The organism is Mycobacterium sp. NGS48 (genome assembly GCF_059812585.1).
The window spans coordinates 677,450-703,860 of the sequence record NZ_JCALCY010000001.1 but is presented as its reverse complement, the minus strand read 5'-3'; the positions used below and the strand labels follow the sequence as shown (position 1 = coordinate 703,860).

Below are 26,411 nucleotides of genomic sequence, written 5' to 3'. Positions count from 1 at the left end.
CCGTCGCCACGCATCCACGATCGCACGCCAGTCAGAAACTAGGGCTGCGATCCGGACCGAATCGCGACCGTAGCTTCTGTTTCGCGAAATTTGCTATTCGACGGTGACCGACTTGGCCAGGTTACGGGGCTTGTCGACGTCGTAGCCGCGGGCGCGGGCCACCGACGCGGCGAATACCTGCAGCGGGATCGTCGACAGCAGCGGTTGGTAAAGCCTTGACACCGCGGGGATTTCGATCAAGTGGTCGGCGTAGGGACGGACCGTGTCGTCGCCCTCCTCGGCGATCACGATGGTCACCGCGCCACGGGTCTGGATCTCGCGGATATTGGACAGCAGTTTGGCGTGCAGCATGGCCGAGTTCTTAGGCGACGGCATCACGACGATCACCGGCATGTCGTCCTCGATCAGCGCGATCGGGCCGTGCTTGAGCTCGCCGGCGGCAAAACCCTCGGCGTGCATGTAGGCCAATTCCTTGAGTTTCAGCGCACCTTCCAGCGCCACCGGGTAACCGACGTGGCGACCGAGGAACAACACCGTCGACGACTGGGCGAACCGGTAGGCCAAGTCGGCGACCGGCCTGATGCCGGTGAGCACGCGGGCCACCAGGTCCGGCATGGCTTCCAGTTCGTGGTATTCGCGCTCGACCTCGTCGGGATATTTGGTGCCGCGGGCCTGCGCCAGCGCCAGGCCGACGAGGTAGTTCGCCGCGATCTGCGCCAGGAACGTCTTGGTCGACGCCACGCCGATCTCCGGTCCGGCGCGCGTGTAGAGCACCGCATCGCATTCGCGCGGAATCTGGCTGCCGTTGGTGTTGCAGATCGCCAGCACCTTGGCCTTCTGCTCCTTGGCGTGCCGGACCGCCTCGAGGGTGTCGGCGGTCTCGCCTGACTGCGAGATCGCCACCACCAGCGTGCTGCGGTCCAGCACCGGGTCGCGATAGCGGAACTCACTGGCCAGCTCCACCTCGACGGGTAGCCGAGTCCAGTGCTCGATCGCATATTTGGCCAGCAGCCCGGAGTGGTAGGCGGTGCCGCAGGCGACCACGAACACCTTGTCGACCTCGCGGAGCTCCTGGTCGGAGAGCCGCTGCTCGTCGAGCACAATCCGGCCGTCGACGAAATGCCCGAGCAGCGTGTCGGCCACCGCGACGGGCTGTTCGGCGATCTCCTTGAGCATGAAGTACTCGTAGCCGCCCTTCTCGGCGGCGGCCAGATCCCAGTCGATGTGGAAACGCCGAGCGCTCGCGGCGTCGTCATTGCCGTCGAAGTCGGTGATCCGGTAGCCATCGGCGGTGATCACCACGGCCTGGTCCTGACCCAGCTCGACCGCCTCGCGGGTATGCGGGATGAATGCGGCGACGTCGGACCCGAGGAACATCTCGCGGTCGCCGATGCCGACCACCAGCGGCGTGGAGCGACGGGCGGCGACGATGGTGCCGGGCTCGTCGGCGTTGGCAAAGACCAGGGTGAAGTGCCCTTCCAGTCGGCGCACGACTGCCAGCACCGAGGCAGTGAAATCACCGGCAGTCGGTCCATTTTGGTATGCCTGTGCCACCAGGTGGACGGCGACTTCACTGTCGGTGTCGCTGGCGAACTCCACACCCGCGGCCTCCAACTCGTGGCGCAAGGTCGCGAAGTTCTCGATGATGCCGTTGTGGACGACGGCGATTTTGCCGGCCGCGTCGCGGTGCGGGTGTGCGTTGCGGTCGGTGGGGCGGCCGTGGGTGGCCCAGCGGGTATGCCCCAGACCGGTGGTGCCGGCCAGCGCCGCGGAATCGGTCTCGTGCAGGGACTGCTCCAGATTGGCCAGCCGGCCCGCTCGCCGACGGACGGTGAGTTTGCCGACCCCGTCAATTAGGGCAATCCCGGCCGAGTCGTAACCGCGATACTCCATCCGGCGCAGCGCTTCGACGACGACCTCGCAGGCAGGCTGCTGCCCGACGTAGCCGACGATTCCGCACATAGCCAATCAGGGTAGTGCAGTGGGGGTCACCAGCGTCGAATCCAGCAGGTCAGGGATGCTCCGGATGCGGCACAACGCGTGGGTCTAGTTGCGGGATTGCGCCGAAATCAACGGGATTACACGTGTACAGCGGCAGACCATGGGCGATCGCAGTGGCGGCAATTAAAACGTCGTAGGCGCGCGCCGCCGGCTTTCGTCCCGAGGCGCGCAGTGACGCCGCCACTACGGCGAATGCCCGAGCTGCTGCGCCATCGAAAGGTAATACGTCGAAATCGGATTCGGCCTGCTGTAGACGGGCTTGTCGTGCCGCGCGTTCTTCCTCGGTCTGGGCCACGTGCGGTCCGAGCGATAATTCCGCCAGTGTTATGGCGCTGATAACCGCTTCCTCCGGCAGCGCCGACGGATCGGTAATTCGGCCCAGCAGGATCACCACCGAGGTGTCGAGCAAGCCTCTCGCAGCTGGCTTGCCGCTCACAGCGACGGATCGATGAGGGAGTCGATGTCTCGTCGCAGCGCTTCGGGGTCAACGGGCGGTAACCGCTTCCAGCGCTCAATCAGTTCCTCAGGTCGGGCGCTGCGACGGGGCAGCGGGCGAAGCTCGGCGATCGGGCGCCCGTCTCGGGTTACCACCACACGTTCACCTCGCTCGACGCGGTCCAGCACTTCTCCGCCCTTGTTGCGTAGTTCGCGGACGGTTACGGACGCCACCAGCCCACTGTATCACCGGTGAGACATTCGTGGCGGGCAATAGTTTCCAGCTAGCAGGTATGCGCTCGACCCACCTCCGCCGCGACACTGGACGGGTGGCAACGGGTGGGGTATTGCGCTGCGTGATTGTGGACAACAACCGCGACTTCCTTGATGCGGCGGCTCGACTGCTCGAGCGGCAGAACATCGACGTCGTGGGGGTGGCGCAGTCGTCGTCGGCCGGGGTGCAATGCGTCCAGAACTTGCGCCCTGACGTCACCCTGGTCGATATCGAGCTGGACGGGGAGAGCGGATTCGACCTGGCTGAACAACTGCATCGGGGCGGCGCCGACGCCGCCCCTCGGGTGATTTTGATCTCTACCCATGCGGAGGAGGACTTTGCGGAGTTGATCTCGACGAGTCCGGCGGTGGCTTTCTTGCCGAAATCCGTCGTGTCCGGTGCCGCGATCCGAGAAGTCCTGGGCATCGCCAGCTAATCGAGGGGGTTATCTGGCGTCCAGGAACGTGATGACCGCACGCACCCGGCGGTGGTCGTCGTCTGTTTCGGCCAGATCCAGTTTGGTCAGGATGCTGCGGACATGCTTTTCGACGGTGCCTTCGGTCACCCAGAGCCGCCGCGCGATGCCCGCGTTCGAGCGGCCCTCGGCCATCAACTCCAGCACCTCGACTTCGCGCGGCGACAGCACCGACAGCGGGTCGTCGCGTCGCCGGCCCGATACCAGCTCCTGCACCAGAGCCGGGTCGACCACCGAGGCGCCGTTGGCGATCCGGCGCAGGGTGTCCACGAAATCGGCGACGTCGGTGACCCGGCTTTTGAGCAGATAGCCGATCCCGCCGCCGCCGGCCAACAACTCCATTGCATGCTCGACGTCGACGTGAGCAGACAGCACCATGATCCCGGTGCCGGGCAGCTCTTCGCGGATCGTTCGGGCTGCGTCCAGACCCTCGGTGGTATGGGTCGGCGGCATCCGGATATCGACGACGACCACATCGGGGGCATGGCTGCGCGCTTGCGCGAGCAGTTCGGTGGCGTCGCCCGCCTGGCCCACCACCGTGAACCCCGACCGGTCCAGCAGGCTGGTCAGGCCTTCGCGCAGCAGTGTTTCGTCGTCGGCCACCACCGCACGCAGCGGCGACGGCGTCTCGGGAGTAGTGGTGTCGGCGCTCAGCGTGTGCCCTTCGGAAAACGGTGACCGTTGCGTTGGGACACATCTTGCACCAAAGCGGGACGCTGGCGGGGGCGGGCTGCCGGAATCCGTCTGCCGCTAGACCAATGGCGGCGACCCGCCGCGCCCGGACACGCCGCGCTTGCGATCGCCGCTACGCCGACAGCCGCACGCGGTAGCGGACGTCGCCGGCCAGCCCGGCCAGCGCGCGCCAGGACCGGATCGCGCAGCGAGCGAGGTCGACAGCGTGACTGCAATCCGTGCTCCCGACGACCACCGAGTGGGCGCGCAAAGCATTGCCGGTCACCGCGTCCAGTGTCGTCCGGTGCTCGGTGTCGAGTGCTGCCGTCGATTGGTAGGCCGCCCGCAGGGCATAGAGTTCGGCCGCGTTGAGCATCCGCTTTGTCGCACGGGACGCTGCATAGGCGGCGCGATGCGCCGCACCCCAGGCGGCCACCGGTGGCGTATCGCCGGATGCGACTTTGCGGTGCAACGCGGCGATGTCCGCAATCGCTTGGGCGGCATCGTCTTCCGCGTAGCGGATGACGCCCCAGACGGGATTTTCCAGCAGTTCGGCCACCCACGCGTGGATCACGGTGTCGGCAACCTCCGCAGTCCCCACCGTCTGCCAGCCGAGGTCGAGCGCGACGGCGCCGTCTTCGCGGGACAGGAAGCCGCCGGGACCGGCGAGCAGGTCGTTGCACCACTGGACGAACGCAGCCAGCGGCCGCGCCGAGCAGTCCGGAAAGTCGGTGATCTCGGTGTCGCCGTTGATGTAGGAGATGGCGTTCATCGCGCACCCTTTGCCTGACCCGGCCGGATACGATCCGGCGACCAAGCGCAGTTGGGTGAAATTGTCGTGGTCCATTTCGGTTGAGTCCCTTCGTGATGCCGACGTGGTGACACCATCAAGACTCGGGCGTAGGCCCGCAGATGTCGTCTAGGCTGGCAACCATTACCGCCTGCGGCGACCTGCAATATCGGCCTACCTGCTAGCAGGAATACCGCGCCGCCCATGGCGCTGGCACCACTTCGCCTGGTCGGGCTACCCGGTAACGGCATTGGATGCGAGCTTCGATGATTCCCGATGCCCGCCACGCGATTCTGGGCAAGGCAAATCTCGGCGCGAACTTCCCAGGAGGCACCCATGACTGCTGTTCTGTACGACGAGCTGATGATGACCGCAGCGGTTGCACCAAAGCAGCCGATCGCCGCCGGCAGCGACCCGCTTGTGGACGCCGCGGCCCGGGTGTTGACCATTCCGCTGCGCCAGGCCTACGCGGCGCTGTGGCGGATCGGGCTGCTGGAGGTCACGGCGTAGGTAGTATCGACATCCGTTGCCGGAAGGAGAATCCCATGCCGCACGACGGGTTTCATCCGGACTTGCAGCCGCACGAGCAGATGGTGCGCAATCGCGTGCACCACATCAAATCGTCGGAACTCGACAGCGATACCGCGCAAAGCGCGGGGATGCAGCGGTTCGCCGCAATCACCGGCCGTGCCGTCGGTGCCGAGAAGCTGTGGATGGGCGAGACACACGTGCGGCCGCAGATGGCGTCGGACAATCATCACCACGGCGAATCCGAAACGGCGATCTTTGTCCGCAGCGGCCACCCCGACTTCGTCTTTCATGACGGCAACCATGAGGTCCGCATCTCGACCAGTCCCGGCGACTACGTCTTCATCCCGCCGTATCTGCCGCACCGCGAAGAGAATCCGAAACCCGACGAGCCGGCCGTGGTGGTGATTGCCCGCAGCACCCAGGAGGCGATCGTCGTCAATCTGCCTGAGCTCTATCCGCTGTAGGGCTAGGCGCCGTCGACGGGAATCGTGACGTCCAGCGACGTCCCCTTACCGGGCCGGGATTCGACCTTGAACTGTCCGCTGACCGCCTCGACGCGGTCTTTCAGCCCAATCAGGCCGGATCCGTTGCCGGCATCCGCGCCACCGACGCCGTCGTCGCCAATCGACAAATACAAATTCGTGTCGTCGACGTGCGCGGCGACCGTGACTTCGGATGCTTGAGCGTGCTTGTCGGCGTTGGTCAGCGCTTCGGCCACCACGTAATAGGCGGCGACCTCGGCGGGCTCCGGCAACCGCCGGTCGATCTCCACGTCGAGGGTGATCGGAACGGCGGATCGTCGTGCAAGGTTGCGCAGTGCGGCGGCAAGTCCCCCTTTGGCGAGAATGCCCGGATGGATGCCGCGGGAGAGCTGCTGCAAGTCGGTGAACACTTCGTTCAAACCGGCGACCGCATCGGACAGCTCATTTCTGACGTCGGTCAGATCGGCCGGCACCAATTCCTCTGCCATCCGCAGCCGCAGACCCAGGGAGACCAGCCGTTGTTGGGCACCGTCGTGCAGGTCGCGTTCGATGCGGCGCCGTGCATCGTCGGCGGCGGCAACAATCCGGGCCCGCGACGCCACCAGCTCGGCGCGGGTGGTGGCCGCGGCGATGGCGGTCGCGATCAACTCGGCGAATTCGGCGATGCGCTGCTCGCTGTTGGCCGGCAGCGACTCAGGCCGCGACGAGCCGACCAACGCCAGGCCCCACACCCGTTCGTCGACGATGATCGGTGCGCCCACCCGCGAATGCATGCCCAATTCCCGCATCCGCGCCACGAGCGGCCCGTCGGCGTTGTCGATACTTTCCATTCGGTAGGCGCGGCCGGTGCGGAACACCTCTCCGGCCACGTTCTGGCCCTCCAAGGGCAGCCGCTCCCCGATGGCAAGGCCATGCGCGCCGGCTTCGGCGTAGCAGGCGACGACAACGATCGCCCTACCGTCGTCCTCATAGCGGAGCACCTCGGCATAAGGCACCTCCAGGCATCGGCCCATCTCCTCGGCCACTGCGCCGAACACCTCTTGAGGGCTGACCCCGCTCGCCACCAGTGTCGCCACCCGCCGCAACGCGGCCTGTTGGGTTGCGAGATGACGCAACTGCTCCTGTTCGCGGCGGCGCTCGGTGACGTCACGGCCAAGGCAGCAAATCAGCCCGTGCTGCGGCACCACATTCCATTCGAACCAGCGCCGGCTGCCGTCGGGGCAGACCACCCGGCTTTCGAAGCCCATCGGCACGCCCGCGCGGAAAAGCTCTTTGATGGCTGCGGCCACATCCTCGCGGTCCTCGGGCGCGGCAAAATCGGTCGCCTTCACCGTGGTACCGGGCGCGTAGCCGAAGATTCGGCTGAAGGCCGGGTTCACCCGGATCAACCGGTGCCGGTCGGCAATCACCAACAGGTCCGTGGACAGGTCGAAAAACCGTTCCAGCTCCCGATGACTGTCGCGCAGCGCGTCGTCGACGCTCTGGTCTCGTGCCGCCATGTTGGGAGTATCACTCCGCGGCGGCGGCCTGCGGCCCGGAATCATGACGCTGATAGTCAGACTTGCGTATCGCCGCAGTGCGCTACCGTCAACGCGTGGCCAGCATGAGGAAGCTTTTCGCCGCATTGACCCGGCGTGGACCGCACCGCGTATTGCGCGGCGACCTGGCCTTTGCCGGTCTGCCCGGCGTGGTGTACACGCCGGAGGCGGGACTGAACCTGCCCGCGATCGCCTTTGGTCACGACTGGCTTGCCGGCGTCGAGCGCTACTCGAAATTGCTGGAGCATCTGGCGTCATGGGGCATCGTCGCGGCCGCCCCCGACACCGAACGGGGACTGGCCCCCTCAGCCCTGAACCTGGCGTTCGACCTGGGTACCGCACTCGACATCGCCGCGGGCGTCCGCCTCGGCCCGGGCAAGATCAGCGTGCATCCGACCAAACTGGGCCTGGTCGGTCACGGCTTCGGCGGTTCGGCCGCAGTGTTCGCAGCCGCCGGGATGCCGACCAAACCCAAAGCCGTTGCGGCGATTTTCCCGTCGGTCACCGCACCACCTGCCGAGCAACCCGCCGCGACGTTGCAGGTTCCCGGTGTGGTGTACAGCGCGCCGGGGGACGCGAAAACGTTGCGCTCCAACGCCCTTGCGATTTCACAGGCCTGGGATGCAGCGGCCCTGCGAATCGTCGGCAAAGCTCAGCCCGGCGGGCTGGCCGAAGGGCGGCGGCTATCGGCGGTGGTCGGGCTGCCGGGCGGGCACCGCAAGACGCAACAGGCAGTCCGTGCGCTGCTGACCGGGTACCTGCGTTATGCGCTCGCAGGCGACAAGGCCTATCGCGACTTCGCCGACCCCGAGGTGCAGCTGCCCAGGACCGTGGCGGTGGACGATGCCCTGACGCCGGTGACCCCCGAGGAAAAGTTCGTCGCGCTGCTCAAGCACTGAGCACCTCACTGCGGCGTCCGGCCCGCGTGGTATGTGTCGTCAATGCAAATCGGCATCATGCTCGACTACTCGGGCGGATTTCACGAAGCGGCCGACCGTGTCGTAGCACTCGAAAAAGCCGGCATCGACGTCGCCGTGGTGGCCGAGGCATATTCGTACGACGCGGTCAGTCAGTTGGGGTATCTGGCCGCCAAGACCTCGACCATCGAATTGGCGTCGGGGGTGTTTCCGATCTATACGCGCACCCCGTCGCTGCTGGCGATGACCGCCGCCGGTTTGGACTTCGTGTCCGATGGCCGGTTCCGGCTGGGCATCGGCACGTCCGGGCCGCAGGTCGTCGAGGGTTTTCACGGTGTGCCGTTCGACGCCCCGCTGGGCCGCACCCGAGAAGTGGTCGACATCTGTCGCCAGGTGTGGCGACGCGACCGGGTCACCTACACCGGCAAGCACTATCAGGTCCCGCTGCCCGCCGAGCGGGGAACCGGTCTGGGCAAGGCCCTGCACATCATCAACCACCCGGTACGCGAACGGATTCCGATCACGATCGCGGCGTTGGGGCCCAAGAACGTCGAGCTGACCGCCGAGATCGCCGAGGGCTGGCAGCCGGTGTTCTTCTATCCGGAGAAGGCGCAGTCGGTGTGGGGCGAAGCGCTGGAAGCCGGTCGGGCCAAACGTGATCCGTCGCTGGGCCCGCTGGACGTGATGGTGGGAACGTCGCTGGCCATCGGCGACGACGTCGAGGACCGGCTGGCGTGGGTCAAGCCGCAGCTCGGACTTTACATCGGCGGCATGGGTGCCAAGGGGCGCAATTTCTACCACAACCTGGCAACCCGGTATGGGTTCGGTGAGGTGGCCAACCGGATCCAGGAGTTGTATCTGTCCGGCCGCAAGACCGAGGCCATCGCCGCGGTGCCCGACGAATTGGTGCGCCAGATTTCGTTGATCGGGCCGCGTGGGTTCGTCGCCGAGCGGGTGGCGGCGTTTGCCGAAGCGGGTGTGACGACGCTGTTGGCCACGCCGGTGACCACCGACCGGTCCGAAGCGGTGCAGTATGTCGAGGAACTGAAGGCCCTGCTGCCCTAGCTATTGCCCTGCCTGGGGCAGTTCGTCGGCGGCGATTTGGCACGGAGTGGGGTCGTCGGGCGCGGGTTCCTCCGGTGGCGTCGGCGCGACGGGCGGTGCGTCCGGTGCGGCATTGACCGGCGGTGGTGCACTGTCATGCGGTTTGTCGCCGACTTGCTCTGTCGTGCGCGGATTTTCACCTGGAGTCTCGGTGTCGTCGTCGTCTTCGACGGCCTCGGCCGGTGCCGGCGGTTGTTCATCGTCGGCCCGATCATCGGCCGCTTCGTCGAGGGTATCGTCGTCGTCCAGCTCATCGCCAAACGGCAACTCATCGGACATCGGCGGATCGCCGAGCCCGTCGCCCAGGGAGCCCACCAGGCCAGCGATACCGTCGATGATCTGGCCGACCACCCCGCCGATACTGGCGGCAAGACCAGCGAGTCCACCCAAATTGCCTGCGCCGGCTGGCATTCCGGCGGCATCTCCTAATGCAGCCTCGGGTAGCGGTGATTCGGGCGGCAAAGCGTCGAGCATGTCCGCCGGAAGCGGAGCCGTTGGGGCCGGCGGGGGCAGCGGCGTCGATACGGCTGCGGGCGTGGTGTTGACCGCCGGAGGCGTTTCCGGTGTGGGCAACGGCCCGCTGGTCGGGCTCAGCGCCTCATCGAGCTGCGGTCGCGGCCCGAGGTCGCTCGGGAGGTCGAACCGCACCTCCGGCGCAGCCGCCAGCGCGTCGAGGGCGGCGTCATACGATGTCGTCACCGACTCGGTGGCCGAGCGCATCGCAGTAAGCCAGTCGCCACGAATGTCATTGTCCACGTAAGGGACTACCTGCTGGCGAATAATGTCCTCGGCGACTGATCGCTCCCCTGCGCCGGTCGCGACGGTGTGCGCAGCGGCCAGCCAGACGGCCTGCTCCGCACAGCTGCGGTCGTCGACGGCAATGGCCTTCGCGACTTTGCCGTCAACCACGTGCCACAAGTTGTCGCGGAGCGCGCTGCATTCCTGCGACGCCCTGCGCACCGCGGCAACCACCTCGGCGGCGGCTTCGCAGTGCCGATCCAAAAACTGTGTCGCCGAGTCGGCTCCCGGCCCGCGCCAGGCCGCGTCGAGCTCCGCGATCTGCGCCGCCTGTGTTGCCAGCGCCTCCTCGGTCGCGCTGAGCGCGGCCCACAGCGCGGCGCAATCATTGTCGAGCGTCCGAAGCTCCAAGCCGGCTTCGGCCTCATACCAGTCGCGGGTTTGCGAGCCGTGCGCGGTGAGATCGGGATGCTGGTATCCCACTGCCCGGCATGCGTCCACATACGTTTGGGTGTGCTCGACGGCTGGTGCACCCTCGGCTAATCGCGCCGCGACGTCCCACCGGTCGGCTCCGCCACCTGCGCCGCTCCTCCTCATCGCTTCGCTCTGCATCGTCGCTGGCGCGCATCTAGCCGATCCGGACCGCGCCGTGCCGGTCCGCGTCGGCGTACCGGCCGGCGCCGGCGCGCAGCGCCGAAGCGATTTCAGCCGACGCCCTGGCCCATTGCGCCAGCGCATCGGTCAGCCGGTAGAGCGCCGTGTGCAGGGCGTCACCGCTGACGACATGTGCTCGGCCGGCGGTGGCGCCGTCGAAAGCCAGCCGCGACAACCGATAACGCGCTGCGCCATGGATGAGTTCTGCGGTGGCATCGAACCGGTTGGCGACCGCGCACACCGCGCTGACGTCGACGAAGGTTTGGCGCATACCCGTTAGGACGCCTGGCGCCGGGCCCGGGTTCCCGGTCAGTTCTGAGCGCGCACCAAATCCGCGATGCTGGTGGCGAGTCGGCGCGCGGTGTCCTCGTCGTCGGCTTCCACCATGACGCGGATCAGTTGTTCGGTTCCGGAGGGGCGCAACAGGATTCGCCCGGTGTCGCCGAGCTCGGCCTCGGCTTGTTGGACCGCGGTTTGCACCGCGGGCGCCGCAGCGGCAGTGGTCTTGTCGACAACCTCGACGTTGATCAGCACCTGCGGCAAGGTGCGCATCGTCGAGGCGAGCTCAGCTAATGCTGAGCCGGTTTGCGCCATCCGTGACATCAGCCGCAGCCCGGTCAGGATGCCGTCGCCGGTGGTGGCCAGCGCCGGCAGCACGATGTGGCCGGATTGTTCGCCGCCGAGCCGGAAGTCGCCAGCGCGCAACTCTTCCAGCACGTAGCGGTCGCCCACCCCGGTGGTGCGCACAGTGACGCCGGCCGAGCGCATCGCCAGGTGTAGGCCGAGGTTGCTCATCACGGTGGCCACCAGGGTGTTGCCAGTCAGTTCGCCGGCCTCCTGCATCGCCAGGGCCAGCACCACCATGATGTGGTCGCCGTCGATGACGTGGCCGGTGGCGTCCACCGCCAGGCACCGGTCGGCGTCGCCGTCGTGGGCCAGGCCCAGGTCGGCGCCATGGGCGAGCACCGCCGACCGCAGCACATCCAGGTGGGTGGACCCGCAGCCGTCGTTGATGTTGAGCCCGTCGGGTTCGGCGTTGATCGCGATGACCTGGGCACCGGCCGCGCGGTAGGCACGCGGCGCCGCAACCGACGCCGCCCCGTGGGCGCAGTCGACGACGACGGTCAGCCCGTCGAGTCGGACGGTGCTGGCCTTGCTCACCTGGCGTAGGTAGCGGTCCAGGGCGTCCTCGGCGTCGACGACCCGGCCGATTTCCGCGCCGACCACGCGCAGCCCCGGTCCGGCCGCCACCGCCTCCTCGATCCGGTCCTCGGCGGCGTCGTCGAGTTTGTGCCCGCCCGGCCCGAAGATCTTGATCCCGTTGTCGGGCATCGGGTTGTGCGAGGCCGAGATCATCACGCCGAAATCGGCGTCGTACGCGCCGGTCAAGTAGGCCACCGCCGGCGTCGGCAGCACGCCGACCCGTAGCGCGTCGACGCCCTCGCTGGTCAGGCCGGCGATGACGGCGGCTTCCAGCATCTCGCCGCTGGCGCGCGGATCGCGGCCCACGACGGCGACCCGGCGGCGGTCGCCGCCTGGGCCAGCCAGTTGCCGCGCCGCCGCGGCGCTCAGTGCCAGCGCGAGTTCGGCGGTCAACTCACGGTTGGCGACCCCGCGCACACCGTCGGTGCCGAACAGTCGACCCATAGCCATCCTTTATCCGCCGCGAGCGTGCGTGTCCCCGGCCCGACACGCCAGCGAGGGGCCGTTTTTGCGCACGCTCGCGGCCCAGAAAGTGGTCGCCGATCAGCGCTTGCTGTACTGCGGCGCCTTGCGGGCCTTCTTCAACCCGTACTTCTTGCGCTCGGTGGCCCGTGGGTCACGGGTGAGGAAGCCGGCCTTCTTCAGCGCGGGCCGGTCCTCGGGCGTGACCAGGATCAATGCCCGGGCGATCGCCAGCCGCAGCGCGCCGGCCTGCCCGGACGGGCCGCCACCGTCGAGGTGGGCGTAGATGTCGAAGCTTTCCAGCCGGTCGACAGTAACCAGCGGTGCCTTGATGAGCTGCTGATGCACCTTGTTGGGGAAGTAGGCCTCCAGGCTGCGGCCGTCGAGGTCGAACTTGCCGGTGCCGGGCACCAGGCGCACCCGCACCACGGCCTCCTTGCGGCGGCCGACGGTCTGGATCGGACGCTCGATCACGAAGGAATCCGAGCGCGGGGCCGAGGCGTCCGCGGCCTCGGCAGCCGGGGCTTCGGTCGTTTCGGTCTCTACCGCTTCAGTCATTGCGTCACCTGCTTGATCTCGAACGGAACCGGCTGCTGGGCGGTGTGCGGGTGCTCAGGTCCGGCGTAGACGCGCAGCTTGCGCTTGATCTGGCGGCCGAGTTTGTTCTTGGGGATCATGCCGATGATCGCCTTCTCCACGACCCGGTCCGGGTGGCGCTGCATCAGCTCACCGGTGGTGCGCTTGCGCAGACCGCCGGGGTAACCCGAGTGGCGGTAGGCCAGCTTGTTCTGCAGTTTGTCGCCGCTGATGGCGACCTTGTCGGCGTTGACGATGATCACAAAGTCGCCACCGTCGACGTTGGGGGTGAATGTCGGCTTGTGCTTGCCACGCAGCAGGTTGGCTGCCGCGACGGCAAGGCGGCCGAGCACCACGTCCGTGGCGTCGATGACGTACCACGCTCGCGTGGTGTCACCCGCCTTAGGCGCGTATGTAGGCACAGCGCTTAACCTCTCTCGGGTTGGATCCCGGTGTCCCGGGCGCCGGTCAGGCGTTAACGGAAGGGGATCTCTCGGCGACCGACATTGACCCGAGCCCCGGCGTAACCGTACGCCAACGGTGGAGCTTACCGGTGGGCATCCGCGCAGGTCAAAACGCCGGCTCAGCTCATTTTGTGTCACTGGGTGTGGGAACACGCTGTTAGCCTGGTAATCGTGGCCGCGAAGAAAATCGAGGTGAACACCGAACACCTGACGGCAGGCGGTGATTTCTGTCAGTACGCGGCCGATTCCGCGCGGGAAGCGGCAGCGCATCTAGCCGGCGCAGAAGTGGCGGCGGGAATTTTCGGTGATTTCGCTGAGGCGCAGCAGTTTCACAGCAGCACCAGCAACACCCACCAACAGCATCAAGCGCAGCTGCACGGCCATCACGCGACGTTGAGTGGGGTATCCGCCAAGGCGACCACGGCCGCGCAGTCGTTCGCGACAACTGACGAGTCGGCGGCTGACGACATCGGATCAGCCGGCGACCAATTCGAGTAGGCCCGCCGTGGGGGCACCGCCCTTTCTGACCAATGTCGATATTGGCGAGTTGTGCGCCGCCGCCGGCGGTAATCCGTGGAAACTCGATGACGAGCTGCAATCCGGCGACGCCGGAGCGATCAACAAGCTTGCCGATGCATTTCACCAAGCCGGCAATCGAGTCAAAGAAGCCGATGACGACTTCACAAAGGCCAAGGAGAAATTCACCGCGGGCTACATCCGTAACCAGGGCGAGCACCCGATCAACGAGTCGGCCGAAGTCCAGCAGGCCACCGTTGCGCTGACCGGTCATAAAGACGCACTGCCGCGGATCGCGGCCAGCTTGGAGCAAGTCGCCGCCTCGCTGGCCACCGCGCAGCGCCAAAGCGACGCCGCGCTTGGGCAAGCCGATTCCGCGCTGGAAGAGATCGACAACCAGATGACGGCTGCGAAGGCCAACGATCAGGACACCGGCGGGCTGCATGACCAGGCCGTTGGCACGGTCAAATCGGCGTTGGGCCAAGTGAACTCGGCCCGCAGGGACTATGTCACAGATTTGCATGCCGCCCAGACGGCGATGTCGGGCGCGGGCTACGTGCCTGAGTCACTGGACAACCTGGACGCGCTGCCCGGCGACGCCGCCGCCGACGCCGCGGCGAAATATGACAAGTCCGGTCAACGGGCCCGTGACCAGGCCATGGTGGATAAGGCCAAAGCCGAAGGCAGAACTCACTACATCGCAAACAACGCGGGCCAGCCCGGCAACATGACCGACCAGGAAGCGGCAGCATCGCAGCGGCTCAAGGACTACGCTGCCGTCACCGACCCGACTGGCCGCTTTGGGCCCGGTTTTGACCCTCACCAAGTTGCCCAAGCCCGGCGCGTGGCCGGGGAACGTCTCGACGACTACAACACATCCAAGGTCGTCGGACCGCTACCGACCGACACCGTTCTCGGGGGCGACGCCCGCACCCGCGCGCAGGCGCGACTCAAACTGCAGCAAGCTTTAGAGCAGGGTCAGGTCGCCGGACATCCGCAATTTATGACACCCGACGAGGCGACCACGCTCATGGATCAGTGGGAAGCCCAGGGGCGACAGATGGTGCTCGGGAAACTCACGAGCGAACTCGAGGCCCGAGGGATGTCACATGCTGGGGCCACCGAGATAGCTGACGCGATCCAGCACGGCGCAGTTCCTAGCGAACTCGTCAGAGAAGGGACAAAGGGTCTTGCCGCCACGGTCGGCGCGTTCGGGGAGGGCCTCAAAGCCGACGCCGACGCTCTTCGCACCGGCAGGCACTGGGGTGGGGCACCAGTATTTTCCGAAGCTGATGCTCAAATTCTGAAAGGCTTAGGTACCAAGCTCGGCTTCGCTGGCACTGCAATGGATGCCGCAGTCGCAATTTACGACTGGCGGCATGGGGAACCCGCGGGCGAGGCGGCCGCGAAATTGGGCGGAAGTACTGCTGGTTCGATGCTGGCCGGATGGGGAGCCGGTGCGCTCTGGGGATCAACTGTCGGACCTGAAGGGACGCTCATTGTTGGGTTCCTTGGCGCCATAGCAGGTGGATGGGGTGGGCAAAAGGCGGTGGACTGGATGTTAGGACATTAGAGCATGAAGAACTTCTTTTTTATTGTCGTCATTTTATGTTTCGCCATACAGTTCGTTCAGCTATTCTTCAAATTGAGCCAGGGTTCTCATCGGCGCATCTACTGGAGTTGCGCCTCCGTGGCGGCGCCATCCGGCTTCATCATGGCGTACCCAAATTGGAAGGACGGCATGTGGCTTGTTGTAATCATCTTGGGCGCGATGATAGTCGCGGCCTATGCCTACACGCCTTACATCAAAATTCGCGGCAAAATCTACGCGCTCACTGTCCAGGACAGTCAGCCGGATTCCGAAGACACGTCCGCGGGGGAAAGTACCGATCCAGAATATGATCCAGCACCAGACGCCTACAGCGGCATACTCACCGCATCAAAATTATGGTGGATGCTGGTAGGCCTCTCAGTAATATGTACGATAAATCTCTATATCTTTATCGAGAGTCGGGGTGAGGACTGGGTCTCCGGAGCAGTAGCCGTATTTCTCTTCTTTCTTGCCGTCGGAGCTGGGCTGGGTGATGGTAGCTGGGGTTATCGTATTGCACGCGGTCAGTACATACAATTCACTTTAGTGAGTTTAATAACCGCAGGTACCTTTACAGTCATTTACCTGATCACTTACTACACGGCAAAGCGCTGGCCGCTGCGGCGCAATCAATCTATGGAGTATCGGGCACATCCGCGTCACCAGAAAAATTATCCCTAAGTTCGACGGATTCATTACTGGAATCAGCTCATGACGTCGCGGTTTAGTCAGGTCCTGCTCGCCGTGATCTGGGCAATCAGTGGCGTGTTGATGGCGTTGAATTCCGTGCTCGGACTAGAGTTGGCCACCTTCAGCATGTCGTTCTCGTCATACCGCATGCGATACCGGCACTGAAATGGCTATGGCGCCAGCGAAAGCCGTGAGACACGGTCCCCTGCCCTTCTCGATTCGGTCCATGACTGCGGGGGCCCCGACGGCCTCTCCCTCCGCCGGGACCCCCGCAGAGCCTTAAGGCGCTACCGCGCCCAAATGGCGGCCGCTCGGTGATCGGCACCGGCGACGTCGTCGGCGCCGTCACGCACCGCATTTCCCAAATCGACCAGGATTTCGTTGAGCGCCGTGGCCGCCTGATGCCATTTGAGCTGCTCAGCCCGATACGCCGCGGCAGCCTGGCGGGTCCACATTTCCTGCAACGGCGCAACCTGAGACCGCAACTCCTCCAAGGCGGCGTTGAACCGAGCGGAGACGGCATGGATCTCCTGACGAACCGAACACTCGATCTCGCCGAAGTCGTACGACAGCACCGGGTCCATGGTCACAGCTTCCCGCCGGCGGCGACGATGTGGTGTGCGTGATGGTCGGCCGCTTCGCGCAGCGCGGACTCGTTGTAGCGGATGGTCTCCGCGATGCCGTGCAACGCATGATGCAGTTTGATCGACTCGGCATTCCAGCGATCCACCACTTCTCTGAAACGGGTGGCCGCGGCCCCGCCCCACACCGACGGCGGCACGCTGCCGATGCGGGAGATGAACGTGTGCAGCATCGCCCGGAGCTCCTCGTTGCGGGCATCAGTGGTCGCCGCAATGGAACGCATCAAATCGAAGTCGGTGCGCAGGGTGTTGGTCACACAAGTAGGACTGCGACGAGCCGTGTTGGGTTCCGCCGAATTCAACTCAGCGTGCGGGCGGACCGGACCGCCAGCTCACACGCGTCGCGCACGGCGTCGTCGTCAACCGGTCGGCTTTGACATCCGATGCTGATCCGCACAGCCCTATCGAGTAGGACGGTCCAGCGGATGTCGTGCCCGACGCGCACCTCGCGGTAGGTCACCGCAGCCCGGCCGGCGGTGGACCCCGACGGGTTGAAGTCGACGAAGACACCCGGCGCCTCGGCGTCGATCGCGCGCTTCAGCACTTCGGCAGCATCGGCCAGTGTCTCCGCGGCGACGGGAGATTGAGTGAGGTGCAACGCCACATTCGGATCCGACGGGGAGGTGATCTGCACCCGCGCCGATCCAGGTCCGGCGAGGATCCGCTGCGTCGTCCATGCCGCCGGAACCTCTATCGCCACCCGGCCTTCCACCAGGAACGTCGTCGCCATCCCGACGGGAGCCGGTGTTTCGCGACGGCCGACCGCCATGAAGCAAAGTGCCGCCGCGATCACCAGCATGACCAGCATGACCCACCGATGACGACGATGGCCGCCACGTCCCGGCGACGGCTGAGCCGAAGTGGCCTGGTCGGCGACGGCAGCCTCGGCGAGTCGCCGAAACTCGACGTCGTCGACGCGCAATACCGTCATACCGCTGCTCTGGCGCAATCGATCGGCGATCATCCCCGCCAGCACACCGGCGCCACCCACCGCGTCTGGTGCGTCGATCACCAGTGTCGCACCATGGTTCGCGGTCATCCCCGCGACGAGGCGCGCGACGGCGTCGGCCACCCGCTGCGGCTCGCCGCGGCGAGGTTGTGCACCGACCACCGGTCCGGTAATAACCACCATGTGTTCCGCGATCTCGACAGTCACCGTCGCGGGCGGTGATGCTGCCGGCGGCTTTTGGGCCAGCAACCACGACCGCGGACGCATCGCGACGTCGTCGGCCAGGTTGTGGGCGGCGGCGCTGACCAACTCGACGCGTGCAGGCGACCACCACGATGGGTGAACGACGATCACGTCCCGCCCTGCGGGGCCCAGTGGCTGCAGCGCTGTGCGCCATAAAGACTCCACCGACACTGGACGGTCTGCGACCAGAGCCACCGGTTCGTCAATACTCTCCAGCGCGGCCCTCGCGATCTCGGTATCGCCATCTGCCGTTGTACGACAACATAAATGACGGATCGCTATTGGGCCTGCCTCGACGATGTGTGTGCTCACGGCAGTGAGCTCCAGGCCACCTGCACCAGATCTCTGGCGGTCCGGGTGATCAGGGTCCCGCGTCCGGGCGGCAATGGCATCGGCCGGAGTGAGCCGATCAGCGGGCCCTCATCGGGGTGTGCGCTCATCATCAGGCCGGTGTAACCGAAGTCACGTAACCCGGCCAGCAACGGATCGAACATGGCACGCGTGGCCCCGCCGCTGCGCCGGGCCACCACCAAACGCAGACCCACGTCCCCGGCGTGCGGGAGGTATTCAAGGATCGGTGCCAACGGATTGCCGGCCGCTGTGGCGACCAGATCGTAATCGTCCACCACGACATAGGTGTTCGGTCCGGACCACCAGGACTTGGCACGCAGCTGTGCCTGGGTGACTTGCGGTGGGGGCAACCGACTGTGTAGCAGGTCGACAAGTTCCGGCAGCAGCACGTCAAGGGCAGCCCGCGACACCGCGTAGCCACCAAGATGTTCAGACTCGATCACGCCGAGCAGCGTGCGCCGGAAGTCGACGATGAACAGCTGCGCGTGGGCGGCGGTCGCGGTCCGCACAACTTCGCGACACAAGGTACGCAATGTGGCCGTCTTCCCGCACCCACCGTCACCCAAAATCAGCATATGCGGATGTTGGTCGAAATCAACTGTGGCCGGACGTAATTGCCGTTCCTCAAGGCCAATCACGATAGTTGTCGACGGGTCATCGCCGATCAACTCGACGACATCGTGGTGCTCGACGCGCATCGGTAGTAGCGGTATCGGTGGGGCGGATTCTGCCGGGTAGCGGCGCCGCACCGTCTCCGCCGCCTGTACGCTCGCCGCCGCCAGCCCGTTATTGGAGGCGACGCCGTCGAGGCGGGGTATCGCGATCACCATGTGCAGACCCTCACGGGAAAGCCCCCGGCCGGGTTTCCCCTCGGGCACCTGTTGGGCGCGTCGGCGGTCCAGTTCGGAATCAGCCGGATCGCTGAGCCGCAACTCGATGCGGGTGCCGATCTGATCCCGCAGCGCCGGCCGAAGCTCCGCCCAGCGCGACGCAGCCACCACCACATGCACACCCAGCGAAAGACCGTGAGCTGCAAGGGTGCTGATCGACGGCTCGAGCTGGTCGAAATCGTGGCGCAGCGCTGTCCAGCCGTCGATGACCAGAAACACGTCGCCGAACCGATCGCACACCGGGTCACGGCGAGCTTTGAGCCGGCGATACTGCGAGATCGACTCGATCCCGTGGCCACGGAACAACGCCTCCCGGGAGGCGACGAGTGACTCCAGTTCGGCGACCATGCGAACCACCAGGTCGGCTTCCGCCCGGCCGGCGACCGATCCTACGTGCGGCAGCGACCGCACCGATGTCAGCGCACCACCGCCGAAGTCCAGACAATAGAACTGCACCAGGCTCGGGTCGTGGGTGACAGCCAGAGCGGTGATCAAGGTGCGCAGCACTGTCGACTTGCCGGATTGCGGCGCCCCGATCACCGCGACATTGCCTGCGGCTCCGGATAACTCGACGGTCAATGGTGTACGGCGCTGCTCAAATGGACGGTCCACGATACCGATTGGAACGAGGAGCTCACGCGCTGCCGCATCGTGCAGCAGCGTATCCAGCGCTGGAGCCTCGCCCAACGGCGGCAGCCACACCTCATGCGCCGGCGGCCCATGCCCGGATACTCGGTCCACCACCGTCTGCAGAATGGTGCGCTCGGCGACATCGTTGTCCGCAGTGCGGCATTGCGTGACCGGTCCGATCGGCGCGGTCGTGAAGCGTCGAACCTGCGGCTGCGCCGCGGGCGGGGCGGGAAAGGCGGGCGCAGCGGGCCGGGATTTGAGTGGGCAGGGCCCGGAGACGTATGCGCTCTGAAAACGGGTCAGCTCGCCCGTCGCAGTGCGCAGATAACCTGCCCCTGGGGCGCCTACCAGGTCGTAGGCCTCGGAAGTTCCCAAGACCATCCGTGATTCATTGGCCGACAGCGTCTTCAGGCAGATCCGGTAAGACAGGTGTGAGTCCAGTCCACGTAGTCTGCCCTCGTCAAGCCGCTGACTGGCCAGCAGCAAATGCATGCCCAGCGAGCGGCCGAGCCGTCCGATCGACACAAAGACGTCGGCGAAGTCCGGCTGTTGGCTCAGCAGCTCGGAGAACTCGTCGACGACGATGAACAGCGCGGGCAGCGGCGGCAATTGCGCGTTGCCCCGCCGTGCGTGCCGGTATGCGACGATGCTCTCCACATTGCCTGCGGTTCTGAGTAATTCCTGGCGGCGGTTCACCTCGCCGGTCAGGGCGTCTCGCATGCGCACGACCAGCGGTGCCTCATCCGACAAGTTGGTGATCACCGCTGCGACATGCGGCGCGCGTTCCAGATCGAGGAAGGTCGCGCCGCCTTTGAAGTCGACGAGGACCAAGTTGAGCACCTCTGGCGAGTGCCGGGCGATCATGCCCAGCACGACGCATCGCAGCAACTCCGACTTTCCGGATCCGGTGGCCCCGATGCAGAGCCCATGTGGCCCCGTTCCGTTCTGCGCGGCCTCCTTGATGTCGAGTTCCACTGTCGCACCGACGTCAGTCGTGCCGATCGGGATACGAAGCAGGTCAGCCGGACACTGGCTATCCCAGAACGGTTGCGGCGAAAAGCCGGTCAGATCGTCGACGCCCAACAGGTCCTGCCATCGCGGCCGGCCGGCGGGCGTGGAATCCCCGTCCGATTGCTCGGCGTGATAGGCAGCCAGTCTGCGGGCGCATGTCGTCGCAGCGGCCAGATCCATCCGGTCCGGGCGGCCGAGCATCTGGCCGTCGAGGGACAAGGTTTCGCCGGCCACCTGCAGCCTGCTGGGGGCAGCCGCCGCACCGCAGCCGCTGCGGACCTCCAGTATCGTGCCGTCGACGACCACCACTAACTGCGGAGCTAGCGTGTCCTGCAACAGCAGGCCGCCGATCGAATTCTCGACGGCGGCCACCGTCGGATACACCATTCGCACGGGGCCATTGTCATCCCGGGCGTTGGGATGATGGTTGTGCGGCAACCACTTCAGCCAGTCCCAATGCTGTCGGTTGCCGTCACCGATTGCGCCGGCGATCAGTAGTCGGCCCGGACTGTGCAGTACGGCGAGCTGGCAGATCATGGCACGGACTAGTCCGCGTGCGTGTGCCTGGTTGCCGGCGATGGTCACCGTGGACCGGCTCTGGAGCGCGATCGTGACGGGCGCGTCGGCAATTGTGGCGTGGGTGCGCAGAAACCGCAGCAGCGCCGTCATGGTGACCGGATCCGAGGTGTGCGCCGGCTCGAGTTGCGGCGGCGACAAGCCGGTGGCAAGTCGCTGTGTGCCGGTGCCGATCCGCACTTCGCAGTAATCGCAGTTTGTCGGCCGCCGTTCCCACATTCGGGAGCCACCCACCAGGGACCACAGCGAATCGGGGTGGGGATGTCGCCAGTCGAGCGATGCGCGTTGTGCGACAGCAGTCTTGGTGACCGCGCGGCGCAGTTCGCCGAGATAGGCCAGGTAGTCGGCGCGGTCACGGCCCATGTCCGCGCGCCCCCGGTCCCCCCCGGTGATCGCCGTGATGACCGCCGAGATCACCATCATCAGCGGAAGCGCCATGAACATCGGATTGCGCGCCGCGCCCGACCGGGAGAAGACGAACATCGCCATCATCGCCGCCGTGGCGCCCGCGATCACGACCGGCAGCAGTCGAGTCACCGGCTTGGCCTGCCCGGCCGGGGGTACCTGCGGCGGCGCGGCAACCGCGATGTCCCCGGTTTCGACGGTAGGCGACGGCAGACGTGATCCGGGCACGAACCCCTGGGTCGCAGAACTACTCTCGTGCTGCTCCACCTCGGCCCTCCCCTACCGAATTGCGATGGGCAACGGTAAGCAGTGCCGCAGCCACCGACAAGTCAGCTGTGGATCAGTGCACACGCACCGTCGCGCGGCTGACTAACGTGCCGCAATCAAGGTCCGCATTCACTCGAGGGAGATCGGGGTGGCTGACTCACAACCGCGCCGCGTCTCGGTATACGCCGACGACGTCAGCGTCGACCTGGTGCTGCCGGGCGGTGTGGCTCTCGCAGTGTTGATCCCCTCGATCGTGGACATCCTGAGTGTTGGGCGTGCTCATTACCGTGAACCGGGGGCGCTTCGGTACCAACTCGCTGTTCCCGGCCAGGCCGCACTGGACGCGTCGAAGTCTCTGGCGCAGCATCAGATCCGCGATGGAGCCGTGCTGGCCCTGTTCAGCTCGTCAATTGTGTTGGCGCCGCCCTGCTTTGATGACGACACCGCGGAAGCGGTGTCGGCCACACTGGTCGAGCATGCGCGGCCATGGACCCCGCGGGCGACCCGGCTCGCCGGTGCACTGACAGCAATCTGGCTGGCCAGTCTCGGTGCGTTGATGCTGATCCGAGCGGTGCTGGTTACCACCGATGCCCGCCATGTCGGCGCCGCGACCGCCGTTGCGGCTGCTGCCGGCTGCGGCGCGCTGCTGGCGGCCGTGCTGGCGCATCGCGGATTCGACGACGCCGTTGCCGGCCTGACGCTGAGCCTATTGGCCACCGGGTTCGTCGCACTCGCCGGCGCGCTGGCGGTCCCCGGCGGAATCAGCGCCGCGAAAGCGTTGCTCGCCGCGGCGGCGGCGGCCGTCACAGCCGTAATAGCGATGCACGGAAGCAGCTGCGGCGCCATCACATTGACGGCGATCTCCGGCACGACGAGCGTTGCCGCTTTCACCGCGTTGCTGGTCGTGGCCACGGCCGCGCCGCCGCAGGTGGTCGGTGCGGCTGTCGTGGTGATATCGCTGGCTCTCCTCGAGGCATCCCCGCGACTATCGATCATGTTGGCCGGATTATCACCGCGGCTACCCGCAGAGCCCGCCACTGAGCCGGTACCCGACCCGGGAGACCTGCGTACCAAAGCGTTTCGGGCGGACGCCTGGCTGACCAGCCTGGTCGCCGCATTCGCGACCTCAGCGGCGTTCGGATCTGCCGGCGCTGCAATTACCGCACGACCACGGATGTTAGGGGTGGCGTTCGCGGCGCTGACCGGGGTGGCGCTGCTGGCACGGGCACGTTCACAACGTGGCATACCGCGAACCGTGGTGCTCGTTGTGACTGGATCAGCAGCGTTCAGCGTCGCATTCGTCGTCGCGGCAACCACGTGTGCGGTTCACATCGTATGGATTGCTGCGGCGACACCGGCGCTCGCAGCGGTCGCGCTGGGCCTGGGTTTCGTCGTTCCCGCGGTCACCTTCTCTCCGGTCGCGCAGCGAACCTTTGCGCTGCTGGAGTGCCTGGTGCTGGCAACCATTGCGCCGCTGGCCTGTTGGATCTGCGGCTTCTACACCGTTGCACGCGGTCTCAGCCTGTGACAGCTCCCGCGAGCGCGCTGCGCGCCGTCGCAGCCCTGGTGCTGCTCGCGGTGTGGTCGTGCGCCACGCCGGTCGCGGAAGCGGTAGCGCCGCCGCCGATCGACAACAACCGGCTGCCCGAACCGGCGCAGCCGGCGCCGCCGCAACCCACCGTACAGCGTGAGATGTGCGCGGTACCGTCGATGGAGCCGGCCGCAGGCCGCGCCGCCGGGCAGCTTGCCGGCCTTGGTGTGACGCAGGCCTGGCAACTCAGCCGCGGGTCGGGCCAACGGGTCGCAGTCATCGACACAGGTGTTTCGCCGCATCCGCGATTGCCGGAAACGGTGTCCGGGGGTGACTATGTCTTCACTGGCGACGGCCTGCAGGATTGCGACGGGCACGGCACCGCCGTCGCCGGGATCGTCGCTGCCGCACCCGATCCCAAACATACCGATGGTTTCAGCGGCGTCGCCCCCGACGTCACACTGATCAGCATCCGGCAGTCCAGCAGCAAATTCGGAGCAGTCAGCGATCCGTCGAGCACCGGATTCGGTGACGTGGACACCATGGCGAAAGCCGTCCGCACCGCAGCCGACCTCGGCGCGTCGGTGATCAACATCTCGTCGGTCGCCTGCGTCCTGGCCTCATCAGCGCTCGACGACCGCGCGCTGGGCGCCGCGCTGGCCTACGCGGTCGACGTCAAGAACGCCGTTGTGGTCACCGCTGCCGGCAACACCGGTGGCTCCGGGCAGTGTCCGGCGCCACGAGCCGAAACCACTTGGGACACCGCGACGGTCGTAGTGAGCCCGGCGTGGTACGACGACTATGTCCTGACGGTGGGTTCGGTCAATGCACACGGTGAGCCATCCTCGTTTACGCTCGCCGGACCGTGGGTCGATGTGGCCGCACCCGGCGAGTCGGTGACCTCGCTCAGCCCGTTTGGCGATGCAACAATGAATTCGCTTGGCGACCAAGGCGATTCCGCGGTCTTGGCCGGCACCAGCTACGCCGCGCCGGTGGTTAGCGGCCTGGCCGCGCTGGTCCGCTCCCGGTTTCCAACACTCACGGCCAGGCAAGTCATGCAACGCATCGAAGGTACCGCTCATCATCCGCCAGGCGGATGGGATCCACTCGTGGGCAATGGGCTCATCGACGTCGGCGCCGCCGTCAGCACCGATGCACCGGCATACCCCGCGCCCCGGCCCCACGACTCACCAGTGGTCATCCCGCCGCCGGCCCCGCCTCCGCCGCCCGATCGTCGCCCCCGAGACACCGCGTACGCCGGGACAGCGGTCTGTCTGGCAGTGTTGACCGCAGCGCTGACCGCCGGCGCGCTGTCGGCCCGGCTACGGCGTGCCCGTTCGGCTGCCGCCACGTCCCGCACCGACGGTGTCTCGGGCTACTGACGCGTTTGTCCTACTCAGTTCGGGACCTGGCGGCAGGGTGGCCAACACCGGCCACGGCGCCGCGATCACCGTCGGCGGCAGGCCAAGGTCACGTTCGGCATCGACGTCATGGACAGCGAACCGCACCCCGGTATCGGTTACCAAATAGCGGGTGCCGGATTCGGCGTTGCCGCCGGACAGCGCAGTGGAACGGACATAGGCGCTGCGACCAGGCGGAAGGTACACGGCGTCGACCGCGGGACCGGTTCCGTCCGCTTGCGACAAGATCACCGGCGCTTCACCCACCGGCACGGGCAGGCCGCCGCTAACGAAGGAGATTTCGGCGCCACCCGATGCCGCGTTGGCCCACCTCACACACAGCGTCGCGCCGGCATCCACCGGCGTCGAAGCGTGCCCGGGAAAGGTGGCCACCGGCAACTCGTGCACGGTCACGATGCCGCGGATGAGGTCGGGTGCCACCGAGATGGCGGTGCGGGTGCCGTGCGCATCGGTGAGCCGCAATAGATCCGCGGCAACCTGCCCGATGCGCTGAATTCCGCTGCTAAGCACGACATATAACTCGTCACCGCCGGCATGCGTTATGCGCAGCACACTGCCGACCGCGAATCCGGCTACCGGACCGGGTTGGCCGGCGCGGAGAATAGGTGGCACGGCAATTGCCGGTGCCTCCGGTATGGCATTCAGCAATGCACGCGAAACGGTCTGTGGCGCAACGTTCTCCAACCGCAGAGCGCGTACGACGGCGGGATCGGCGATGTCGACAACCGCTCGACGCCCGTCGTAGAGCAGATACGTTGATGCCCCGGCGTCCGCGGTGACCAGCACGGTCTGGGCCGCCGAAAGGCGTTGTGCGGACGTCTGCGCGGAGCCGACGATGATCGTGGTGCCGTCGTGGTCATCGCAGACCGTCCAGGGTGTTTGGTCGGCCGGTAGCGGCGGGGCCAGGAATTGCGGAGCACCGGGAATACCCATCACCGGGCCGCGTTTGGTGTGGCTCAATACCGACTCCGGTATCGGCTGCGGATTGCCGGCGGTTGCCGTGATCAACCGCGCCGATGCCAGGTTCAGCACCGGATGCACAATGTCGCCCACCCGGACATACAGCGCTCCGGACTGTTGGCCCATCAGAATCGGCCCGTCGCCCAACGATGGCTGCGGGCGCAGCACGGCAAGCCCCACGCACAAGGTAGCCACCACGGCCGCCAGCACAGCCCCAGTCGCCAAGGCCTGCGTCGGGGTACGGAACGGTTCGTCGGCGATGCGGATATCTCTGCCCAGCAGCGCGCATTCGAGGCGACGCCGCAGAAACCGGTACCCGCTGACATGCAATCGGGTAGCTGCTCGTGATGCCATGCGTCCCCCCGGGGTCGGCGTCACGATAGGCCGCCGAGCGGTGTTGCCGCGCCCGTTGATCCACAGCCG

General features: G+C 66.4%; 27 protein-coding genes. 11 read left to right on the top strand and 16 right to left on the bottom strand.

What is annotated here, in order from left to right:
* Positions 1-93 precede the first annotated feature (93 nt).
* From glmS to AC5Y42_RS03560, 3 genes are read right to left on the bottom strand one after another with little or no spacing between them, the layout of a single operon-like run.
* Positions 94-1,962 (bottom strand): glutamine--fructose-6-phosphate transaminase (isomerizing), encoded by a 1,869-nt coding sequence (gene glmS, locus AC5Y42_RS03570; RefSeq protein ID WP_499895783.1) that lies wholly within the window; start codon positions 1,960-1,962, stop codon positions 94-96.
* 49 nt (positions 1,963-2,011) lie between these two features.
* Entirely contained in the window at positions 2,012-2,437 is a 426-nt protein-coding gene (locus AC5Y42_RS03565) for a type II toxin-antitoxin system VapC family toxin (protein WP_499895782.1), read from the bottom strand.
* Positions 2,434-2,670: a type II toxin-antitoxin system Phd/YefM family antitoxin gene (locus AC5Y42_RS03560; protein WP_499895780.1), complete on the bottom strand. Its 237-nt coding sequence runs from the start codon at positions 2,668-2,670 to the stop codon at positions 2,434-2,436. Before AC5Y42_RS03560 ends, AC5Y42_RS03565 begins: the two co-directional genes overlap by 4 nt.
* 95 nt (positions 2,671-2,765) lie before the next feature.
* Between AC5Y42_RS03560 and AC5Y42_RS03555 the strand changes: the two genes are divergently transcribed.
* On the top strand, positions 2,766-3,146 hold the full coding sequence (locus AC5Y42_RS03555; protein WP_499895779.1) for a LytR/AlgR family response regulator transcription factor: 381 nt from the start codon (positions 2,766-2,768) through the stop codon (positions 3,144-3,146).
* Positions 3,147-3,155: 9 nt separating this feature from the next.
* Here the strand turns inward: AC5Y42_RS03555 and AC5Y42_RS03550 are convergent, their stop codons facing one another.
* Positions 3,156-3,788, bottom strand: coding sequence for a response regulator transcription factor (locus AC5Y42_RS03550; RefSeq protein ID WP_499895777.1), 633 nt, complete (start codon positions 3,786-3,788; stop codon positions 3,156-3,158).
* A gap of 202 nt (positions 3,789-3,990) precedes the next feature.
* Positions 3,991-4,704 carry a hypothetical protein gene (locus tag AC5Y42_RS03545; protein ID WP_499895776.1) on the bottom strand — a complete coding sequence of 238 codons (714 nt, stop codon included), beginning with the start codon at positions 4,702-4,704 and terminating at the stop codon, positions 3,991-3,993.
* Between the two features lie 279 nt (positions 4,705-4,983).
* Between AC5Y42_RS03545 and AC5Y42_RS03540 the strand changes: the two genes are divergently transcribed.
* Positions 4,984-5,157: an Rv1535 family protein gene (locus AC5Y42_RS03540; protein WP_499895775.1), complete on the top strand. Its 174-nt coding sequence runs from the start codon at positions 4,984-4,986 to the stop codon at positions 5,155-5,157.
* Positions 5,158-5,192: 35 nt separating this feature from the next.
* Entirely contained in the window at positions 5,193-5,642 is a 450-nt protein-coding gene (locus AC5Y42_RS03535) for a cupin domain-containing protein (protein WP_499888183.1), read from the top strand.
* Between the two features lie 2 nt (positions 5,643-5,644).
* Here the strand turns inward: AC5Y42_RS03535 and AC5Y42_RS03530 are convergent, their stop codons facing one another.
* The gene (locus tag AC5Y42_RS03530; RefSeq protein ID WP_499895773.1) at positions 5,645-7,159 is read right to left on the bottom strand and encodes a GAF domain-containing sensor histidine kinase; all 1,515 of its coding nucleotides are present in this window, start codon (positions 7,157-7,159) and stop codon (positions 5,645-5,647) included.
* A 95-nt stretch (positions 7,160-7,254) separates the two neighbouring features.
* Here AC5Y42_RS03530 and AC5Y42_RS03525 point away from each other — a divergent pair, with 95 nt between their 5' ends.
* Both AC5Y42_RS03525 and AC5Y42_RS03520 read left to right on the top strand, forming a co-directional pair.
* Positions 7,255-8,097 (top strand): dienelactone hydrolase family protein, encoded by an 843-nt coding sequence (locus tag AC5Y42_RS03525; RefSeq protein ID WP_499895771.1) that lies wholly within the window; start codon positions 7,255-7,257, stop codon positions 8,095-8,097.
* 42 nt (positions 8,098-8,139) lie between these two features.
* Entirely contained in the window at positions 8,140-9,180 is a 1,041-nt protein-coding gene (locus AC5Y42_RS03520; protein ID WP_499895770.1) for an LLM class F420-dependent oxidoreductase, read from the top strand.
* Here AC5Y42_RS03520 and AC5Y42_RS03515 read toward each other — a convergent pair whose 3' ends face one another.
* The 5 genes from AC5Y42_RS03515 to rplM all read right to left on the bottom strand — a co-directional run bounded on the left by AC5Y42_RS03515 (position 9,181) and on the right by rplM (position 13,274).
* Positions 9,181-10,554 carry a hypothetical protein gene (locus AC5Y42_RS03515; RefSeq protein ID WP_499895769.1) on the bottom strand — a complete coding sequence of 458 codons (1,374 nt, stop codon included), beginning with the start codon at positions 10,552-10,554 and terminating at the stop codon, positions 9,181-9,183.
* 31 nt (positions 10,555-10,585) lie between these two features.
* On the bottom strand, positions 10,586-10,882 hold the full coding sequence (locus AC5Y42_RS03510; RefSeq protein ID WP_499895767.1) for a type VII secretion target: 297 nt from the start codon (positions 10,880-10,882) through the stop codon (positions 10,586-10,588).
* Positions 10,883-10,920: 38 nt separating this feature from the next.
* Positions 10,921-12,258: a phosphoglucosamine mutase gene (gene glmM / locus AC5Y42_RS03505; RefSeq protein WP_499895765.1), complete on the bottom strand. Its 1,338-nt coding sequence runs from the start codon at positions 12,256-12,258 to the stop codon at positions 10,921-10,923.
* Between the two features lie 99 nt (positions 12,259-12,357).
* On the bottom strand, positions 12,358-12,834 hold the full coding sequence (gene rpsI / locus AC5Y42_RS03500; RefSeq protein ID WP_499895764.1) for a 30S ribosomal protein S9: 477 nt from the start codon (positions 12,832-12,834) through the stop codon (positions 12,358-12,360).
* Positions 12,831-13,274, bottom strand: a complete 444-nt coding sequence (gene rplM, locus AC5Y42_RS03495; protein WP_499895763.1) for a 50S ribosomal protein L13 — start codon at positions 13,272-13,274, stop codon at positions 12,831-12,833. Before rplM ends, rpsI begins: the two co-directional genes overlap by 4 nt.
* Before the next feature lie 213 nt (positions 13,275-13,487).
* On the opposite strand from rplM, the gene AC5Y42_RS03490 reads away from it, so the two are divergent.
* Genes AC5Y42_RS03490 through AC5Y42_RS03475 form a run of 4 tightly spaced genes read left to right on the top strand, consistent with a single transcriptional unit; the run spans position 13,488 to position 16,278 of the window.
* Positions 13,488-13,814, top strand: a complete 327-nt coding sequence (locus AC5Y42_RS03490) for a DUF2563 family protein (protein ID WP_499895761.1) — start codon at positions 13,488-13,490, stop codon at positions 13,812-13,814.
* A gap of 7 nt (positions 13,815-13,821) precedes the next feature.
* A complete protein-coding gene (locus tag AC5Y42_RS03485; protein ID WP_499895760.1) occupies positions 13,822-15,405 on the top strand; it encodes a putative alpha/beta hydrolase in 1,584 nt (527 codons plus the stop codon).
* A gap of 3 nt (positions 15,406-15,408) precedes the next feature.
* Entirely contained in the window at positions 15,409-16,104 is a 696-nt protein-coding gene (locus AC5Y42_RS03480) for a hypothetical protein (RefSeq protein WP_499895758.1), read from the top strand.
* A gap of 30 nt (positions 16,105-16,134) precedes the next feature.
* Complete coding sequence (locus AC5Y42_RS03475; RefSeq protein ID WP_499895757.1) at positions 16,135-16,278, top strand: hypothetical protein; 144 nt, start codon at positions 16,135-16,137, stop codon at positions 16,276-16,278.
* Positions 16,279-16,400: 122 nt separating this feature from the next.
* On the opposite strand, the gene AC5Y42_RS03470 is transcribed toward AC5Y42_RS03475, so the two are convergent.
* The 4 genes from AC5Y42_RS03470 to eccCa are packed head-to-tail and all read right to left on the bottom strand — an operon-like array spanning position 16,401 to position 22,022.
* Positions 16,401-16,703: a WXG100 family type VII secretion target gene (locus AC5Y42_RS03470; RefSeq protein ID WP_499895755.1), complete on the bottom strand. Its 303-nt coding sequence runs from the start codon at positions 16,701-16,703 to the stop codon at positions 16,401-16,403.
* Positions 16,700-16,999: a WXG100 family type VII secretion target gene (locus tag AC5Y42_RS03465; protein ID WP_499895865.1), complete on the bottom strand. Its 300-nt coding sequence runs from the start codon at positions 16,997-16,999 to the stop codon at positions 16,700-16,702. Before AC5Y42_RS03465 ends, AC5Y42_RS03470 begins: the two co-directional genes overlap by 4 nt.
* 53 nt (positions 17,000-17,052) lie before the next feature.
* Complete coding sequence (locus tag AC5Y42_RS03460) at positions 17,053-18,258, bottom strand: type VII secretion-associated protein (protein WP_499895753.1); 1,206 nt, start codon at positions 18,256-18,258, stop codon at positions 17,053-17,055.
* Positions 18,255-22,022, bottom strand: a complete 3,768-nt coding sequence (gene eccCa / locus AC5Y42_RS03455; RefSeq protein WP_499895864.1) for a type VII secretion protein EccCa — start codon at positions 22,020-22,022, stop codon at positions 18,255-18,257. The genes AC5Y42_RS03460 and eccCa overlap by 4 nt, the downstream gene beginning before the upstream one ends.
* 202 nt (positions 22,023-22,224) lie before the next feature.
* Between eccCa and eccD the strand changes: the two genes are divergently transcribed.
* Positions 22,225-23,604, top strand: a complete 1,380-nt coding sequence (gene eccD / locus AC5Y42_RS03450; RefSeq protein ID WP_499895752.1) for a type VII secretion integral membrane protein EccD — start codon at positions 22,225-22,227, stop codon at positions 23,602-23,604.
* On the top strand, positions 23,601-24,989 hold the full coding sequence (gene mycP, locus AC5Y42_RS03445) for a type VII secretion-associated serine protease mycosin (RefSeq protein ID WP_499895750.1): 1,389 nt from the start codon (positions 23,601-23,603) through the stop codon (positions 24,987-24,989). The genes eccD and mycP overlap by 4 nt, the downstream gene beginning before the upstream one ends.
* Here the strand turns inward: mycP and eccB are convergent.
* Positions 24,930-26,342 (bottom strand): type VII secretion protein EccB, encoded by a 1,413-nt coding sequence (gene eccB / locus AC5Y42_RS03440; protein ID WP_499895748.1) that lies wholly within the window; start codon positions 26,340-26,342, stop codon positions 24,930-24,932. The two genes, mycP and eccB, sit on opposite strands and share 60 nt — an antisense overlap.
* Between the last annotated feature and the right edge of the window lie 69 nt (positions 26,343-26,411).

Coding starts and splice junctions, on each gene's coding strand:
- glmS (WP_499895783.1), bottom strand. CDS start 1,962: ATGTGCGGAATCGTCGGCTACGTCGGGCAGCAGCCTGCCTGCGAGGTC.
- AC5Y42_RS03545 (WP_499895776.1), bottom strand. CDS start 4,704: ATGGACCACGACAATTTCACCCAACTGCGCTTGGTCGCCGGATCGTAT.
- AC5Y42_RS03540 (WP_499895775.1), top strand. CDS start 4,984: ATGACTGCTGTTCTGTACGACGAGCTGATGATGACCGCAGCGGTTGCA.
- AC5Y42_RS03535 (WP_499888183.1), top strand. CDS start 5,193: ATGCCGCACGACGGGTTTCATCCGGACTTGCAGCCGCACGAGCAGATG.
- AC5Y42_RS03530 (WP_499895773.1), bottom strand. CDS start 7,159: ATGGCGGCACGAGACCAGAGCGTCGACGACGCGCTGCGCGACAGTCAT.
- AC5Y42_RS03520 (WP_499895770.1), top strand. CDS start 8,140: ATGCAAATCGGCATCATGCTCGACTACTCGGGCGGATTTCACGAAGCG.
- AC5Y42_RS03515 (WP_499895769.1), bottom strand. CDS start 10,554: ATGAGGAGGAGCGGCGCAGGTGGCGGAGCCGACCGGTGGGACGTCGCG.
- AC5Y42_RS03510 (WP_499895767.1), bottom strand. CDS start 10,882: ATGCGCCAAACCTTCGTCGACGTCAGCGCGGTGTGCGCGGTCGCCAAC.
- glmM (WP_499895765.1), bottom strand. CDS start 12,258: ATGGGTCGACTGTTCGGCACCGACGGTGTGCGCGGGGTCGCCAACCGT.
- rpsI (WP_499895764.1), bottom strand. CDS start 12,834: ATGACTGAAGCGGTAGAGACCGAAACGACCGAAGCCCCGGCTGCCGAG.
- AC5Y42_RS03480 (WP_499895758.1), top strand. CDS start 15,409: ATGAAGAACTTCTTTTTTATTGTCGTCATTTTATGTTTCGCCATACAG.
- AC5Y42_RS03475 (WP_499895757.1), top strand. CDS start 16,135: ATGACGTCGCGGTTTAGTCAGGTCCTGCTCGCCGTGATCTGGGCAATC.
- eccB (WP_499895748.1), bottom strand. CDS start 26,342: ATGGCATCACGAGCAGCTACCCGATTGCATGTCAGCGGGTACCGGTTT.